The organism is Serratia sp. KH_031, from assembly GCF_057839655.1.
The window spans coordinates 1752351-1769261 of record NZ_CM174496.1; the positions used below are offsets into that span (position 1 = coordinate 1752351).

Annotated in this window: 17 protein-coding genes; 12 read left to right on the top strand and 5 right to left on the bottom strand. The window is 51.0% G+C overall.

Annotated features, from left to right (window positions below):
• Positions 1 to 15: 15 nt before the first annotated feature.
• The 6 genes from purF (at position 16) to hisP (ending at position 5683) form a co-directional block, all read left to right on the top strand.
• Complete coding sequence (purF, locus tag AC3ISQ_RS07800; RefSeq protein WP_489352057.1) at positions 16 to 1533, top strand: amidophosphoribosyltransferase; 1518 nt, start codon at positions 16 to 18, stop codon at positions 1531 to 1533.
• Positions 1534 to 1656: 123 nt separating this feature from the next.
• Positions 1657 to 2229, top strand: a complete 573-nt coding sequence (locus AC3ISQ_RS07805) for a UbiX family flavin prenyltransferase (RefSeq protein ID WP_489352059.1) — start codon at positions 1657 to 1659, stop codon at positions 2227 to 2229.
• A gap of 419 nt (positions 2230 to 2648) precedes the next feature.
• A complete protein-coding gene (gene hisJ / locus AC3ISQ_RS07810; RefSeq protein ID WP_489352061.1) occupies positions 2649 to 3431 on the top strand; it encodes a histidine ABC transporter substrate-binding protein HisJ in 783 nt (260 codons plus the stop codon).
• 70 nt (positions 3432 to 3501) lie between these two features.
• Positions 3502 to 4188 carry a histidine ABC transporter permease HisQ gene (locus AC3ISQ_RS07815; RefSeq protein ID WP_489352063.1) on the top strand — a complete coding sequence of 229 codons (687 nt, stop codon included), beginning with the start codon at positions 3502 to 3504 and terminating at the stop codon, positions 4186 to 4188.
• On the top strand, positions 4185 to 4892 hold the full coding sequence (locus AC3ISQ_RS07820; RefSeq protein WP_489352065.1) for an ABC transporter permease: 708 nt from the start codon (positions 4185 to 4187) through the stop codon (positions 4890 to 4892). Before AC3ISQ_RS07815 ends, AC3ISQ_RS07820 begins: the two co-directional genes overlap by 4 nt.
• Before the next feature lie 17 nt (positions 4893 to 4909).
• Positions 4910 to 5683, top strand: coding sequence for a histidine ABC transporter ATP-binding protein HisP (gene hisP, locus AC3ISQ_RS07825; protein ID WP_489352066.1), 774 nt, complete (start codon positions 4910 to 4912; stop codon positions 5681 to 5683).
• Positions 5684 to 5721: 38 nt separating this feature from the next.
• On the opposite strand, the gene AC3ISQ_RS07830 is transcribed toward hisP, so the two are convergent.
• The 3 genes from AC3ISQ_RS07830 to yfcG form a co-directional block, all read right to left on the bottom strand.
• Entirely contained in the window at positions 5722 to 6624 is a 903-nt protein-coding gene (locus AC3ISQ_RS07830) for a TIGR01777 family oxidoreductase (RefSeq protein WP_489352067.1), read from the bottom strand.
• A gap of 34 nt (positions 6625 to 6658) precedes the next feature.
• Positions 6659 to 7030, bottom strand: coding sequence for a dihydroneopterin triphosphate 2'-epimerase (gene folX / locus AC3ISQ_RS07835; RefSeq protein ID WP_489352069.1), 372 nt, complete (start codon positions 7028 to 7030; stop codon positions 6659 to 6661).
• A gap of 111 nt (positions 7031 to 7141) precedes the next feature.
• On the bottom strand, positions 7142 to 7765 hold the full coding sequence (yfcG, locus tag AC3ISQ_RS07840) for a GSH-dependent disulfide bond oxidoreductase (protein WP_489352071.1): 624 nt from the start codon (positions 7763 to 7765) through the stop codon (positions 7142 to 7144).
• 208 nt (positions 7766 to 7973) lie between these two features.
• On the opposite strand from yfcG, the gene yfcE reads away from it, so the two are divergent.
• Together yfcE and yfcD are read left to right on the top strand one after the other, a co-directional pair.
• The gene (yfcE, locus tag AC3ISQ_RS07845; protein ID WP_489352072.1) at positions 7974 to 8525 is read left to right on the top strand and encodes a phosphodiesterase; all 552 of its coding nucleotides are present in this window, start codon (positions 7974 to 7976) and stop codon (positions 8523 to 8525) included.
• Between the two features lie 78 nt (positions 8526 to 8603).
• The gene (yfcD, locus tag AC3ISQ_RS07850; protein ID WP_489352074.1) at positions 8604 to 9167 is read left to right on the top strand and encodes an NUDIX hydrolase YfcD; all 564 of its coding nucleotides are present in this window, start codon (positions 8604 to 8606) and stop codon (positions 9165 to 9167) included.
• A gap of 86 nt (positions 9168 to 9253) precedes the next feature.
• Here yfcD and pta read toward each other — a convergent pair whose 3' ends face one another.
• Both pta and ackA read right to left on the bottom strand, forming a co-directional pair.
• Positions 9254 to 11389 carry a phosphate acetyltransferase gene (gene pta, locus AC3ISQ_RS07855; RefSeq protein ID WP_489353183.1) on the bottom strand — a complete coding sequence of 712 codons (2136 nt, stop codon included), beginning with the start codon at positions 11387 to 11389 and terminating at the stop codon, positions 9254 to 9256.
• A 115-nt stretch (positions 11390 to 11504) separates the two neighbouring features.
• Positions 11505 to 12707 (bottom strand): acetate kinase, encoded by a 1203-nt coding sequence (gene ackA / locus AC3ISQ_RS07860; RefSeq protein WP_489352075.1) that lies wholly within the window; start codon positions 12705 to 12707, stop codon positions 11505 to 11507.
• Positions 12708 to 13186: 479 nt separating this feature from the next.
• Between ackA and yfbV the strand changes: the two genes are divergently transcribed.
• From yfbV to AC3ISQ_RS07880, 4 genes are all read left to right on the top strand, one after another.
• Positions 13187 to 13642, top strand: a complete 456-nt coding sequence (gene yfbV / locus AC3ISQ_RS07865) for a terminus macrodomain insulation protein YfbV (RefSeq protein WP_489352077.1) — start codon at positions 13187 to 13189, stop codon at positions 13640 to 13642.
• A 145-nt stretch (positions 13643 to 13787) separates the two neighbouring features.
• Positions 13788 to 14282 (top strand): YfbU family protein, encoded by a 495-nt coding sequence (locus tag AC3ISQ_RS07870; protein ID WP_489352079.1) that lies wholly within the window; start codon positions 13788 to 13790, stop codon positions 14280 to 14282.
• Positions 14283 to 14301: 19 nt separating this feature from the next.
• A complete protein-coding gene (locus AC3ISQ_RS07875) occupies positions 14302 to 14958 on the top strand; it encodes a sugar phosphatase (protein ID WP_489352081.1) in 657 nt (218 codons plus the stop codon).
• Positions 14959 to 15053: 95 nt separating this feature from the next.
• Positions 15054 to 16886 carry an SLC13 family permease gene (locus tag AC3ISQ_RS07880; RefSeq protein ID WP_489352083.1) on the top strand — a complete coding sequence of 611 codons (1833 nt, stop codon included), beginning with the start codon at positions 15054 to 15056 and terminating at the stop codon, positions 16884 to 16886.
• Positions 16887 to 16911 lie beyond the last annotated feature (25 nt).

Consider the following 16911-nt stretch of genomic DNA (forward strand, 5'->3'; position numbering starts at 1 on the left):
AGAGGAAAAGACAACATGTGCGGTATTGTCGGTATCGCCGGTTTTATGCCGGTAAACCAGTCGATTTATGATGCGTTGACGGTGCTCCAGCACCGTGGCCAGGATGCCGCTGGCATCGTCACCATTGATGCCCATAACGGGTTCCGTTTACGCAAAGCCAACGGTTTGGTGAGGGATGTCTTTGAAGCCCGCCATATGCAGCGTTTGCAGGGCAATATGGGGATTGGCCATGTGCGTTATCCCACCGCTGGCAGCTCTAGCGTTTCAGAGGCTCAACCTTTTTATGTCAACTCGCCGTTCGGCATCACGTTGGCACATAACGGTAATCTGACCAACGCCCATGAACTGCGTCAGTCGCTGTTTGAGAGCGGCCGTCGCCATATCAATACCACCTCTGACTCCGAAATCTTGTTGAACGTGCTGGCTAGCGAGCTGGATCGCTTCCAACATTATCCGCTGGAATCTGACAACATTTTTACCGCAGTTGCCGCTATGCACCTGCAACTGCGCGGTGCTTACGCTTGCGTGGCGATGATTATCGGTCATGGCTTGCTGGCGTTCCGCGATCCTAACGGTATTCGTCCGCTGGTGATCGGCAAACGCACGCTGGAAGATGGCCGTAACGAGTATATGGTGGCTTCTGAGAGCGTGGCGCTGGATACGTTAGGCTTTGAGTTCCTGCGCGATGTCGCGCCGGGCGAAGCGGTGTATATCACCGATAAAGGTCAACTGTTTACCCGCCAGTGTGCAGAGAACCCGAAAACCAATCCGTGCCTGTTCGAATACGTCTACTTTGCTCGTCCTGACTCCTTTATGGACAAGATTTCGGTCTACAGTGCACGCGTGCGTATGGGGCAGAAGCTGGGCGAAAAAATTGCTCGTGAGTGGGAGGATTTGGACATCGACGTGGTGATCCCGATCCCTGAAACCTCTTGCGATATCGCACTGGAAATCGCCCACATCCTCAACAAGCCGTATCGTCAGGGGTTTGTGAAAAACCGCTACGTCGGTCGTACCTTTATCATGCCGGGGCAGCAGGCGCGTCGTCAGTCAGTACGCCGTAAGCTGAACGCCAATCGTGCGGAATTCCGTGATAAGAACGTGTTGCTGGTGGACGACTCTATCGTGCGTGGTACCACCTCTGAGCAAATCGTTGAGATGGCGCGTGACGCTGGAGCAAAACGCGTTTATCTGGCTTCCGCGGCACCGGAAATCCGTTTCCCGAATGTGTATGGCATTGATATGCCAAGCGCTAACGAACTGATTGCCCACGGCCGTGAAGTGGACGAAATCCGCCAGATCATCGGTGCTGATGGTTTGATCTTCCAAAGCTTGGACGATCTGATCGAAGCAGTACGTGAAGAGAACCCGGATATCGCTCAGTTCGAATGCTCGGTCTTCAACGGTATTTACGTCACCAAAGACGTGAATCAGGAATATCTGGAGTATCTGGAATCTCTGCGTAATGACGATGCCAAGGCATTGCGTGGCCAGACCGAAGCTGAAAATCTAGAAATGCATAACGAAGGTTAAGCCTTCACCAAAAAGAGGCACTGCGGTGTTTACCGTAGTGCATCTTCCTTCCTGACTTGCTAATCCTGCATCATTGCGGCAAAGTCTGCCTGATCTTCTTTTTGCAGGGCAGAGGCCAGTAACATGAAACGACTCATCATCGGTATTTCCGGCGCCAGCGGTGCTATCTACGGCGTGCGCCTGTTGCAGGTATTGCGCGACGTAGAAGAGGTGGAAACCCATTTGGTGATGAGTAATGCCGCTCGCCAAACGTTGGCGTTGGAAACGGCATTTAGCCTGCGAGAAGTGCAAGCCTTGGCGGATGTAGTGCATGATTCGCGCGATATTGCCGCTACTATCTCTTCCGGCTCGTTCAAAACACTGGGGATGGTTATCCTACCTTGCTCGATCAAAACGTTATCCGGCATTGCTAATAGTTATAGCGATGGTTTGCTGACTCGTGCCGCTGACGTGGTATTGAAAGAGCGCCGCCGTTTGGTGCTGTGTGTACGAGAAACACCGCTGCACTTGGGGCACTTGCGTTTAATGACGCAGGCCGCTGAGTTGGGAGCCATCATCATGCCGCCAGTTCCTGCCTTCTATCATCAACCTCAGAGTGTTGATGACATCATTGATCAAACCGTCAACCGAGTGATCGATCAGTTTGATATCGAACTGCCTAACGATCTGTTTACCCGCTGGCAAGGTTCAAATTAACAAATTAATTCTTAAATTGATACATTTGTGCAACAACGCACTGATTTAGGGCGTTAACTGCACCATAATTAATTTGCTTTACTACGTATACCGTTTCAGGGAGTGACTATACCCATTATCTTTCAAGTTGCAGATGCGTTGGCTGCCTTTACTCACCCCAGTCACTTAGTTTTCTAAGCTCCTGGGGATTCGCTCAGTTGCCGCCTTCCTGCAATCTTGAAATCTTTCGGGAATAAATCGGTAGCGCGGCCTAGTTAGGTCGATCAGTTTTGCGGTTATTGTCCCTGAAGGCTGTTTTGTTAAACGCAGAGCCGTTCCCTCTGCGAGACAACAGCAGGTTGGCATGATTACTGCAAATTGATTGGGTGAACAAAGTAATGCCCGTAGTGGCATAAAGAAAATCAATTTGAGGGTAATTTATGAAAAAGCAGTTCTTGGTTCTCCCTTTGATCGTGGCACTGACCGCAGCAAGCAGTGCTTTTGCTGCTATTCCTTCCACCTTGAAAATTGGTACCGATCCAACCTACGCACCGTTTGAATCTAAAAATGCCGAAGGAAAATTGGTCGGTTTTGATATCGATCTGGCTACCGAGCTGTGTAAACGCATAAATACTCAATGTACTTTTGTGGAAAGCGATTTCGATGCGTTGATCCCATCGCTGAAAGCGAAGAAAATCGATGCCATCATCTCTTCACTTTCCATCACTGAAAAACGCCAACAGGAAATTGCCTTTACTGATAAGTTGTTTGCCGCCAATTCCCGTTTGATCGCGCCAAAAGGTTCGAAACTGCTGCCAACGGTGGACTCTCTGAAAGGTAAAAGTGTGGGCGTGCTGCAAGGCACCACACAGGAAGCTTACGCCAATGCCTACTGGCAGCCGAAAGGCATTACCGTAGTGCCTTACCAGAATCAGGATCTGGTGTATGCCGACTTGGCTTCTGGCCGTATTGATGTCGCTTTCCAAGATGAAGTTGCCGCTAGCGAAGGCTTCCTGAAACAGCCTCCGGGTAAAGATTACGCTTTTGCCGGTGAGTCGGTGAAAGACGATAAATTCTTTGGCGTGGGCACCGGTATGGGCTTGCGTAAGACCGATACCGAGCTGAAAGCTGCGTTGGATAAAGCCTTTGCTGAAATGCGCAAAGACGGCACTTACGATAAGTTCGCGAAAAAATACTTCGATTTTGACGTCTACGGCGGTTAATTCCTCCGTATCCCCTTATCGGCGGTTGCCGGTAAGGGGAATCAAATTTAATGACGACAGGATGAAGTAGATGCTGCAAGGCTATTCCCAACTGATATTTGAGGGTGCTTTAGTGACGCTGGAGCTGGCCCTCAGTTCTGTGTTGTTGGCGGTGGTGATTGGCCTGATCGGCGCCGGTGGCAAACTTTCCTCTAACCCTATTATTTCAACGATATTCGGTGCTTACACTACGCTAATCCGTGGTGTGCCGGATCTGGTGTTGATGTTGCTGATTTTCTACGGCCTGCAAATTGCCCTGAATAGCATCACCGAGTCATTGGGATTCTCACAGATTGATATTGATCCACTCAGTGCCGGTATTTTGACACTGGGTTTTATCTATGGGGCCTATTTCACCGAGACTTTCCGTGGCGCTTTTTTGGCGGTTCCTAAAGGGCAGATTGAAGCGGCGACCGCCTACGGCTTTAGCGGCGGACAGATTTTCCGTCGCATCCTGTTCCCGGCGATGATGCGTTTTGCGTTGCCGGGCATCGGCAATAACTGGCAAGTGATCCTCAAGGCGACGGCGTTAGTCTCGATCCTAGGTTTGAACGACGTGGTCAAAGCCACCCAATTGGCGGGGAAAGGGACTTATCAACCTTTCTTGTATGCGATTGTGGCGGGCGCGGTCTATCTGTTCTTTACCACCGTTTCCAACGGCGTGTTGCTGTGGCTTGAACGGCGTTATTCATTAGGCGTCAAGAGGGCCGAACTATGATCGAGATTTTGCAGCAGTATTGGCAATCGCTATTGTGGAGTGACGGTTATCGTTTTACCGGTGTGGCGGTCACGCTGTGGCTGCTGATTTCCTCGGTAGTGATGGGCGGATTATTGGCAATCCCAATGGCGGTCGGGCGGGTGTCTTCCATTGCGTGGATACGTTTCCCGGTGTGGTTGTATACCTACGTGTTCCGTGGCACACCGCTGTATGTGCAATTGTTGGTGTTTTACTCCGGCATGTACAGTTTGGAAATTGTACGTGGTACTGACTTCCTTAATGCCTTTTTCCGCAGCGGATTGAATTGCACCATTTTGGCGCTGACGCTAAATACCTGTGCCTACACCACCGAGATATTTGCCGGTGCGATCCGTGGTGTACCGCACGGTGAGATTGAGGCCGCTAATGCCTATGGCTTTTCACGCTTCAAGATGTATCGCTGCATCATTTTACCTTCTGCGCTGCGCTCGGCCCTGCCTGCTTACAGCAACGAGGTGATCTTAATGCTGCACTCCACCGCGCTGGCGTTTACCGCCACCGTGCCGGATCTGTTGAAAATTGCGCGAGATATCAATGCGGCTACCTATCAGCCGTTCTATGCCTTCGGCATCGCCGCCGTACTGTATTTGGTGATCTCTTATACGTTAATCAGTCTGTTCCGTAAGGCTGAAAAACGTTGGATGGGACACGTTACTCACCGATGAATGACGGGAATAAAACCATGTCTGAACGAAAATTAGCCGTCACTGAACTGCACAAGCGTTATGGCGAGCACGAAGTTTTAAAAGGGGTCTCACTTGAGGCTAAAGCCGGGGATGTGATCAGCATTATTGGTTCTTCGGGATCGGGGAAAAGTACTTTTCTACGTTGCATCAACTTTCTTGAGAAACCGAGTGAAGGCTCGATCAGCCTGAATGACGAAGATATTCGCATGGTGCGTGATAAAGACGGTCAGTTGAAGGTGTTTGATAAAAAGCAGCTTCAGCTACTCCGTACCCGCCTGACTATGGTGTTCCAACACTTCAATCTGTGGAGCCATATGACGGTATTGGAAAACGTAATGGAAGCACCGATTCAAGTACTTGGTTTGAGTAAGGCCGAAGCCCGCGAGCGTGCGGTGCGTTATCTGGATAAAGTCGGCATTGATGAGCGTGCGCGAGGCAAATACCCGGTACACCTCTCTGGCGGTCAACAGCAGCGGGTTTCTATTGCTCGGGCATTGGCGATGGAACCTGAAGTGTTGTTGTTCGATGAACCGACCTCGGCGCTCGATCCTGAGTTAGTCGGTGAAGTGTTACGCATCATGCAAAAGTTGGCGGAAGAGGGCAAAACCATGGTGGTGGTGACGCATGAAATGGAGTTTGCTCGCCATGTCTCCAACCATGTGATCTTCTTGCATCAAGGGTTGATCGAAGAGCAAGGGCCACCGGCTGAGGTGTTTGCCAACCCGAAAAGCACGCGTTTACAGCAGTTCTTGTCGGGGGCGTTGAAGTAAAATAGGTATCGGGCACAGTGCTGAACTGTGCCCGTTCTTCATTGCTGGTTAATCACGTTTTCCAGTGCATCTTCCAGTTCGATATAGCGGAAATTGAATCCCGCCTCTTCCAAGCGCTTAGGCACCGCTCGTTGACCGCCTAACACCAGCACTGCCGCTTCTCCCATCAGCAAACGCATGGCAAAGGCGGGTACACGTAAAAACGCTGGACGATCGACCACGTTAGCCAATGTGGCGGCAAACTGTTCGTTATGTACCGGATAGGGGGCAACCATATTGAATGGCCCACGCAAATGGCCGTTATCTAACAGGAAGATAATGGCGTCCACCATATCATCCAGATGGATCCACGGCAGATATTGACGGCCATCACCGATGGGGCCGCCTAATCCAAAACGGAACGGCGGTAGCATTTTAGCTAATGCACCACCCTGAGTCGCCAATACCACACCGGTTCGCAGCAAGCAGACGCGAGTGGCGCTGTTTTGCACCCGTAGCGCCAGTGACTCCCAGCGTTGGCACAGTTGATGGGTGAATTCGTCGTGCGGGGCTTCGTCTTCGGTCACTACCGCTTGCCCTTGATCGCCGTAATAACCGACGGCCGAACCGGAGATAAATACGCTGGGCGGCTGCTCGCTGGCGTTAATCAAATTAGTCAGTCGTTCGGTCAGATCCCAACGGCTGCGGCACAGTAGGTCTTTTTGTGCTTGGCTCCAGCGCTTATCGGCGATCGGTTCGCCAGCCAGATTGATCACGGCATCAAATTCGTCGAGGGAAGTACTTCCTTGCAATGAAGGCCAGTAGCTAACTTGTTCGCCAAACTGAGCGTGTGCTCGTTGTTCGTTACGCGTTAACACGGTGATTTGGTGGGAAAGGCCGAGCAGTCGCTGCGTTAGACTGCTGCCTATTAATCCTGTGGCGCCAGTAATCAGAATTCGCATGGACTGCCTCCTTGGGGCCCAATCACGACGATAATTAGTCTCGGCGATAACTCATGGTCATAGAGACCGAATCGGCGTAGCGCAGAGCCAGCAATTTATCTATCTCTACTTCAGCATAGGTTACCCACGAATGTTGTTTCACGATTTCGAGCACATCCTGAGTTAATTTTTCCAGCAATGCGAAGCGGTTATCTTCAACATGGCGGATCACTGCTTTGGTAATGGTGCGGTAATTGAGCGCATCAGCGATGTCTTCGCTATTGCGTGCTTTATCGGCTGGGTAGTGGATCACGATGTTGATCAAGACATCTTGGCGATTGTTGATCTCTTCTTCCTTGATACCGATGAAGGTACGCAACCGCAGGTTTTTAATACGAATAATGGCGTCGGGTTGGTTGAATGACATCAGTAGAACTCCAAAGGTCTGATTTATTGCGCCCAAGGATACACGGAAAGTCGATAAAAGATAATTGAGCTACGGCAACTCCCCGGCTGACCGGGGAGGAAAAATTCAAACCTATTCAGCAAGTTTATAAGCTCGCTGGGTTGCCGGGCGATTACTGATACGTTCGAACCAGTTACGTATTGCCGGATAGTCCGCCAGATCGATTCGCTGTCGTGGATGAGAAACCACCCACGGGTAGGTGGCAATATCGGCAATGCTGTAGTTATCACCGCCAAGGTACGGATGCTTTTGCAATTCGGCTTCTAATACGCCGTAGAGACGTTTAGTTTCCAAAGAATAACGCTCAATCGCATAGGGCACGGGTTGGGGGGCGTAATGATTGAAATGATGGTTTTGCCCCAACATCGGTCCAAAACCCGCCACCTGCCAAAACAGCCACTGTAAGGTGGCAGCGCGTTCACGCAGCCCTTTACTGAGTAACTTGCCGGTTTTCTCAGCCAGATACAGTAGAATTTCGCCGGATTCGAACAGGTTAATGGGCGCGCCGCCGTCAACAGGTTGCTGATCGACAATCGCCGGGATTTTATTGTTTGGAGAAATGCTCAAGAACTCGGGTTTGAATTGCTCGCCGTTACTGATGTTTACGCGATGGATACGATAAGGTAAACCAACCTCCTCCAGAAACAGGGTAATTTTGTGTCCATTTGGAGTGGGTGCGTAATACAGGTCAATCATGGTGCCTCCTGCGGTAAGGTCATGCGCAAATTCTATCAACAAGAATACCTACAATAGCAGCTAAGAATAGCAGGCTATGTGAGATTCGTCCGATGCTATCGGTGCCTTGTGATCACAATTTTGTGCTGTACCTTTTAGATCGGTATTGGCCTTGTTGTCTGTATGGGCTGCGATAAAATAGTGGCAAACGCCGATGTGAGGAAAGGTTATGAAATTGATGTTTGCCTCGGACCTGCATGGTTCGCTCGCCGCTACCGAAAGCTTATTGGAGCATTTTGAACAAAACGGCACCGACTGGCTAATTTTATTAGGCGATTTACTCAATCACGGACCACGTAATGCGCTGCCAGAGAAATACCAACCGGCGCAGGTTGCTGAACAATTGAATCGTTATGCCGACAAGATCATTGCCGTTCGTGGCAATTGTGATAGTGAAGTCGATCAGATGCTACTTAGCTTTCCTATTACAGCGCCTTGGCAGCAAGTGCTAGAACAAAAAAGACGATTGTTTTTAACCCACGGTCACCTTTATCATCCCTCCGCGCTACCACCGCTCTCTGCGGGTGATGTGTTGGTTTATGGGCACACGCACCTACCGCAAGCGGAACAACAGGGGAGTATTTACTGCTTCAATCCAGGTTCGGTCAGCATGCCTAAAGGAGGCTTTCCGGCGAGCTTTGGCTTATTGGATGATGGCATTTTGCGCGTGGTCACACTGCATGGCAGCAAGCTGGTTGCAGAGGTGGCGTTAACCAACTAATTTATTACACACACAATAAAGATCATTGTATCTAACTAGTGCGCGGAGCATATCGCGCCAAATAGAAGGTTTTACAGGATGGCAGAACTGGATCAACTCGCAACTACCGAATGGGTGGACATCGTTGACGAGCAAAATGAGGTGATTGCGAAAGCGAGCCGCCAGCAAATGCGCGCTCAAGATCTGCGCCATCGTGCAACCTACATCGTGGTACATGACGGCATGGGTAAAATTCTGGTGCAGCGTCGTACCGATACTAAGGATTTCTGTCCGGGTTATCTGGATGCAACGGCAGGTGGCGTGGTGCAAAGTGGCGAAAATATGCTGGATTCTGCTCGCCGTGAAGCCGAAGAAGAACTGGGCATTGCTGGCGTGCCTTTTGCCGAACAGGGTCTATTTTACTTTGAAGGCGAGAAATGCCGCGTTTGGGGCGGGCTGTTTAGCTGTGTCTCCCATGGCCCGTTTGCTTTGCAGGAAGAAGAAATCACGGAAGTCTGTTGGATGACGCCGGAAGACATTACCACTCGTTGCGACGAGTTCACGCAGGATTCATTGAAGGCGCTGTCACTGTGGTTGACGCGTAACAATGAGCAGGATTATGGTAAGCCGCTGAAAACGGAAAGCGACGACGTTCAGGTTTAATTTTTCATCTGCAATAAAAAATCCCGCAAAAGCTGCGGGATTTTTTATACCTAAACCTGCTGTTTGAACAGCAGGTCTTTACCGTATTACGCTTGAGCGTCAGCCTGTGCAGACTGGATCGCAGTCAGCGCTACGGTGTAGACGATATCGTCTACCAACGCACCACGTGACAGGTCGTTCACTGGCTTGCGCATACCTTGCAGCATCGGCCCAATGGAGACCAGATCCGCCGAGCGCTGTACCGCTTTGTAGGTGGTGTTACCGGTGTTCAAGTCTGGGAAGATGAACACAGTCGCTTTACCTGCAACCGGTGAGTTCGGCGCTTTAGATTGAGCAACGTCGGCCATGATCGCCGCATCGTACTGCAATGGACCATCGATGATCAGGTCTGGGCGTTTTTCTTGTGCCAGACGAGTCGCTTCACGCACTTTCTCTACGTCACTACCTGCGCCGGAGTTACCGGTAGAGTAGGAGATCATCGCTACACGCGGTTCGATACCGAAGGCCGCGGCGGAATCTGCAGATTGGATAGCGATTTCAGACAGTTGCTCGGCGGTTGGATCTGGGTTGATCGCACAGTCACCGTAAACCAGAACCTGGTCAGGCAGCAGCATGAAGAACACAGAAGAAACCAGTGAGCTGCCCGGCGCAGTTTTGATCAACTGCAACGGTGGACGGATGGTGTTGGCTGTGGTGTGAACCGCGCCAGAAACCAGACCGTCGACTTCGCCTTTTTCCAACATCAGGGTGCCTAGCACCACGTTGTCTTCCAATTGCTCACGCGCAACCACTTCGGTCATGCCTTTGCTCTTACGCAGCTCAACCAGACGTGGTACGTAGTCTTCACGTACAGCAATCGGATCAACGATCTCGATGCCTTTGCCCAGTTCAACGCCTTGTGCAGCCGCAACACGCTGGATTTCTTCTGGGTTGCCCAGCAGCACACATTCAGCAATACCACGTTCAGCACAGATAGCCGCTGCTTTCACGGTACGTGGTTCGTCGCCTTCTGGCAGAACGATACGTTTACCTGCTTTACGTGCCAGTTCGGTTAGCTCATAGCGGAACGCTGGTGGTGACAGGCGACGTGAACGCTCGGAAGCCGCAGTCAGAGACTCGATCCACTCGGCGTTGATGTGGCTAGCCACGTAGTTCTGCACTTTCTCGATGCGTTGATGGTCATCTGAAGGCACTTCAAGGTTGAAGCTTTGCAGGCTCAGAGAAGTCTGCCAAGTGTTGGTATCGACCATAAAGACGGGCAGGCCGGTTTCGAACGCGCGTTCGCACAGTTTGCGAATTGGCTCGTCGACAGCATAGCCACCGGTCAGCAGGATGGCACCGATTTCTACGCCGTTCATCGCGGCCAAGCAAGCAGAGACCAATACGTCTGGACGGTCAGCAGACGTCACCAACAGTGAACCCGGACGGAAGTGCTCTAACATGTGTGGGATGCTGCGCGCACAGAAGGTCACGGATTTCACGCGGCGAGTCATGATGTCGCCTTCGTTAATCACGCGAGCGTTCAGGTGACGGCACATGTCGATGGCGCGAGTCGCGATCAGTTCAAAGCTCCACGGCACACAACCTAATACTGGCAGTGGGCTGTTAGCGAACAGTTGAGCAGGATCGATATTCGCGATACTGGCTTTGGTGGAATCGTCGAAGATCTCAGACAGATCTGGACGAGTACGCCCTTGTTCGTCAACCGGCGCATTCAGCTTGTTGATGATAACGCCAGTGATGTTTTTGTTTTTGCTGCCGCCGAAGCTGGTACGAGCCAGTTCGATACGTTCTTTCAACTGCGCTGGAGAATCATTACCCAGAGCCAGTACGAAGACGATTTCAGCGTTCAAGGTTTTAGCTATCTCGTAGTTCAGTGCATTAGCAAACTGGTGCTTACGTGTTGGCACTAAACCTTCAATCAGAACCACTTCCGCATCTTTAGTATTTTCGTGGTAACGCGCCACGATCTCTTCCATCAGCTCGTCTTGTTTGTTAGAGCTTAACAGCCCTTCAACGTAGCTCATGCGCAGCGGTTCGGCTGCTGGGATGGTGGAGTTACTGCGGATAATAGTGGTGGTTTGGTCGAGGTTGTCGCCGCCGCTGCGTGGTTGAGCGATTGGCTTGAATACGCTCAGACGAACGCCTTTTTGCTCCATAGAGCGAATGACACCCAGACTGACGCTGGTCAGGCCGACGCTGGTGCCAGTTGGGATCAACATGATTGTACGTGACACAGAATAGTCCTCTTCACGATTGATATGAGGTTATAGCCAAACACTTGAAGTTGCCGTAGGGCTAAAACGACACCGCCAGCCTAGGCTGACGGTGTTGGGATTAAGCGGTCAGACGAGAGGCGTCTTGCGCGATAACCAGTTCTTCGTTGGTTGGGATCACCAGCGCCAGACGGCTGCCGTCTTTGGTGATGTTGCCGGATTTACCGAAACGAGCGGCCATGTTGCGCTCGTGGTCAATCTCGAAGCCCAGCAGACCCAGTTTGTTCAGCGTCAATTCACGCACCATACCGGCGTTCTCACCGATACCACCGGTGAAGATCACTGCATCCAGACGGCCTTCCATCAGTGCGCTGTAAGCACCAATGTATTTCGCCAGACGGTGGCAGAATACGTCCATTGCGCGCTTAGCATCGGCTTTGGTTTCGTAGTTGTCTTCCACATAACGGCAGTCGCTAGTGACTTCAGTCAGGCCCAACAGACCCGATTCTTTGGTCAGCATCTTGTTGATTTGATCAACGCTCATGCCCATTGCATCATGCAGATGGAAGATGATGGCGGGATCGATGTCACCACTACGGGTACCCATTACCAGGCCTTCCAGCGGAGTCAGACCCATAGAGGTGTCAACGCATTTACCGTTACGCACTGCAGTCACAGAACCACCGTTGCCCAAGTGGCAAGTGATCACGTTCACTTCGTCCACTGGCTTGTTCAGCAGTTTTGCGGCTTCTTGAGTTACATAGAAGTGGCTGGTGCCGTGTGCGCCATAGCGACGAACACCGTGCTCGCTGTACAGTTTGTACGGCAGGGCATACAGATAGGATTCTTCCGGCATGGTCTGGTGGAACGCGGTGTCGAACACAGCAACGTTTTTATCAGCCAAATTAGGGAAAGATTTTAATGCTTCAGCGATACCGATCAGGTGTGCTGGGTTGTGCAGCGGTGCAAATGGTACGGAATCTTTGATACCCTGCAACACTTCGTCGTTGATCACGGCAGAGGCAGTGAACTTCTCGCCACCGTGTACGATACGGTGACCGATAGCGGTCAGCTGTGCGGAAAGTTCAGGTTTTTGTGCCAGAATAGTATTAACGATGTAGTTCAGCGCTTCGCTGTGAGCTGCGCCTGCACCCAATGCAGCTTCTTGTTTGCCGCCATCCATTTTCCACTTGATGCGGGCTTCTGGCAGATGGAAGCACTCGGCCAGACCAGACAGGTGCTCTTCACCGTTGGCGGCATCGATAATTGCGAATTTCAGAGAAGAACTACCGCAGTTAAGGACCAGAACTAGCTTACTCGACATGGAAGTACCTATTAAAGTTCGTGTTGTTAAAAGTTGAACCCAAACACGTGGTGAATAAATCGTCAATCTGACAACAAGCGTAGCGCATAATGCCGCTGACATTTATGATTAACATCATGCGAGTCGCACAAATCACATGATGGTGAAAAAATCGCTGAATTATCGGCGATTTAAAGAATCTTGATTTTTATAGGGCTAAAAGTTGACAAAATTTATGTCATCTTCTACTGGCCATAAAGGCCGGCCTAGGATACCGGGAGCCCACGGCAAACACAAAATAAATTTAAACCTTCAAATTTTTTAGTAGTCTCATTGTAGAGCGATGTTTTTTATTTATACCCTAAATAATTCGAGTTGCGTCGAGGCGGCAACTGAGTGAGGCCCGATGAGCTTACGCCAGTAAGTGATTCGGGTGAGCGAGGGCAGCCAACAAAGAGGCAGCTTGAAGTATGACGGGTATATAGAGGTTGAGGTACGCGATGACAAACAAACCGTCAGGTTCCGTAGGTTGGTTTCAGGTATTCCAACGCGGGCAACACTATATGAAAACCTGGCCAGCCGATAAGCGGTTGGCACCGGTGTTTCCTGAGAATCGCGTTGCGCGTGCTACCCGCTTTGCCGTCCGTTTTATGCCGCCACTGGCGGTGTTTACTCTGACTTGGCAGATTGCGTTGGGTGGCCAGCTTGGCCCGGCAATCGCCACGGCGCTATTTGCCTGTAGTATGCCGATGCAAGGGTTGTGGTGGTTAGGCCGTCGCTCCGTCACACCATTACCGCCGACGCTGCTGCAATGGTTCCACGAGGTACGCAATAAATTGGCCGAAGCCGGTCAGGTAGTCGCGCCGGTTGAGGGTACCCCGACATACCAGTCATTGGCCGACGTGTTAAAGCGTGCGTTCAAGCAGTTGGATAAAACCTTCTTAGATGATCTCTGAGATCAATAATGCGCCGTTAGGTTGGCGGCGTATTATTGATTTGGTCAATAAACCCCGTCCAAATCAAAAAACGATCGAGTTGTGATTCCACGCCATAATTCAGTATGCGATGCTCACGTCAATTTGCAGAACTGAGGACAGTAAAATGGAAATGACCAACGCCCAACGCCTGATCTTGTCGAATCAATACAAGATGATGACCATGCTCGATCCGGACAACGCCGAACGTTATCGTCGTTTACAGACCATTATCGAACGCGGTTTTGGCCTGCAAATGCGCGAACTGGATCGGGATTTTGGTGAGATGAGCGAAGACGTATGCCGCACCATTATCAATGTGATGGAAATGCACCATGCCTTGCAGGTGTCGTATGATTTATTGAAAGATAATCAAGGTGTAGACCCGCGTCGTTTGGCCTTCCTCGGTTTTGATGCCGCGACCGAAGCGCGTTACCTAAGCTATGTGCGCTTTATGGTCAACACTGAAGGCCGCTATACTCATTTTGATTCCGGCAGCCATGGCTTTAATGCCCAAACCAAAATGTGGGAAAAATATCAACGTATGCTGGCGATCTGGCTGTCTTGCCCACGTCAATACCATCTGAGCGCGGTTGAAATTGCGCAAATCATTAATGCCTGATGCAGATAAGAGGTTAGTTGTGGAGTGTAAAGGTTTTCTGTTCGATCTTGATGGCACTTTGGTAGATTCACTGCCGGCAGTAGAACGTTCTTGGATTAATTGGGCCAAACGTCGTGGCGTTGATCCGCAAGCCGTGTTGGATTTTATCCATGGTAAACAGGCTATTACTTCACTACGCCACTTTATGCCGGGTGAAAGTGAAGAGGCGATTCAGCACGAATTCTCACTGTTGGAGCAGGTCGAGGCGGAAGATACCGAGGGCGTGACCGCGTTACCGGGAGCCTTAGCGTTACTAGAGCGATTGAATCAGCTTGAGATACCTTGGGCGATCGTCACTTCTGGCTCGATCCCGGTTGCCAGCGCACGACGCCAAGCCGGTGGTTTGCCGCAGCCTGAAGTGTTTGTCACTGCGGAATTGGTTAAGCGCGGTAAGCCGGAACCCGATGCCTACTTGTTAGGTGCAGAGCGTCTCGGCCTCGCTCCACAAGATTGTGTGGTAGTCGAAGATGCTGGTGCAGGGATTTTGTCTGGCTTGGCGGCGAAGTGTCAGGTGATCGCGGTCAATGCACCGGCTGATGCACCTAAACTGGATCAGGTTGATCTGGTGTTAACCTCGCTGGAACAGATCGTTATCAGCAAATCACCACAAGGTGCGAGTATTAAAGTGCTGAGTTAATCTGCGCTTTCTTCACTCAAATTGATTAGACCCCGCACCGTCGGGGTTTTTTTATGCTATTTTTTCAGCACTTGGAACACGGACGGGAGAGAGCCTTGAATAGTGAACTGCTGTGGGTATTGGTGCTATTGCTGATAGCCATCGTACTGTTTACCACCAATAAACTGCGCATGGACGTCGTGGCGCTATTGGTGATTATCGCGTTTGTGTTGAGTGGCACCTTAACGTTGCAGGAAGCAACTACCGGTTTCAGCGATCCTAACGTTATCTTGATTGCCGCATTATTTGTGATTGGCGAAGGTTTAGTGCGTACCGGCGTGGCTTATCAGGTCGGTGATTGGTTAGTGAAAGTGGCAGGCAGTAGCGAAACCAAAATGTTGGTATTGCTGATGTTTACCGTTGCCGGACTGGGCGCGTTCATGAGCTCGACCGGTGTGGTGGCGATCTTCATCCCGGTGGTATTGAGCGTGGCGGCGCGGATGAAAACCTCGCCCGGTAGGTTGATGATGCCGTTGAGTTTCGCTGGCCTAATCAGCGGCATGATGACGCTGGTTGCCACGCCACCTAATATGGTGGTGAACAGCGAACTGGTGCGTGAAGGCATTCGTGGTTTTGGCTTCTTTGCGGTGACACCGATTGGCGTCATTGTGTTGGTTTTAGGCGTTGGCTATATGTTATTTGCCCGCCATTGGCTGGGGGATAACGACAGTTCGGCCCATAAAGAGAGTTGGAAGCGTCGTACTTTCCGCGATCTGATCCGTGATTATAAGCTGACCGGTCGTGCTCGGCGTTTGGCGATCCGCAGTGATTCACCGCTGATCGGACGCTCACTAGATGAATTGCATTTACGTTCCCGTTACAGTGCCAACGTGGTGGGGATTGAACGTTGGAAGCGTTTTCGACGCCTGATGATCAGCGCAACAGGTAGCACCGAGCTACGCGAGCGTGATGTATTGCTGATTGATATGACTGACAGCGAAGTTGATTTGCGGGAGTTTATCAATGAGCAGCGCTTGGAACCGATGGTGTTACGCGGTGAATACTTCTCCGAGCAATCACGTAACGTCGGAATGGCGGAAGTTTCGTTAATTCCTGATTCGGTCTTGTTAGGTAAGAACGTGCGTGAAACTGCTTTTCGTACTCTTTACGATCTGAACGTGGTGGGTATTCGCCGTAACGGTGAGGTTTTACCGGGTAAACTGGCGGAAGAACCCTTGATGTTAGGTGATATTTTGCTGGTGATTGGCGACTGGAAAGCGATCCGCCAGTTGCAATCGCAAACGCAGAATTTCATTGTGCTCAATCTCCCTGCGGAAGTGGACGAAGTTGCTCCCGCATTGGCTCAAGCACCGCACGCACTGTTTTGTTTGGTGCTGATGGTGGCGATGATGCTGACCGATGAAGTACCTAACCCGATCGCTGCGTTGATCGCTTGCTTGCTGATGGGGAAATTCCGCTGCATCGATATGGCGAGCGCATATCGTTCGATTCATTGGCCAAGTATCATTTTGATTGTCGGTATGATGCCGTTTGCTCAAGCGCTGCAAAAAACCGGCGGGGTCGATTTGATCGTTCGCGGCCTGATGGATGTGGCGGGTGACGCGGGGCCGCGTGTGATGCTGATTTGTCTGTTTGTTTTGTGTGCCACTATCGGGCTGTTTATTTCCAATACTGCAACGGCGGTGTTGATGGCACCGATTGCCATCGCCGCCGCTCGTGAGATGGGCGTTTCGCCGTACCCGTTTGCCATGATTATCTCGATTGCCGCTTCGGCTGCTTTCATGACGCCGGTTTCTTCACCGGTTAATACCTTGGTGTTAGGGCCGGGCAATTACAAATTCGGCGATTTTGTGCGTATAGGTGTACCGTTCACTCTGTTGGTGATGGCTGTTAGCGTGGTTGTCATTCCGTGGATGTATGGATTCTAAACGGGCTCGGTTACCCGAGCCTGGT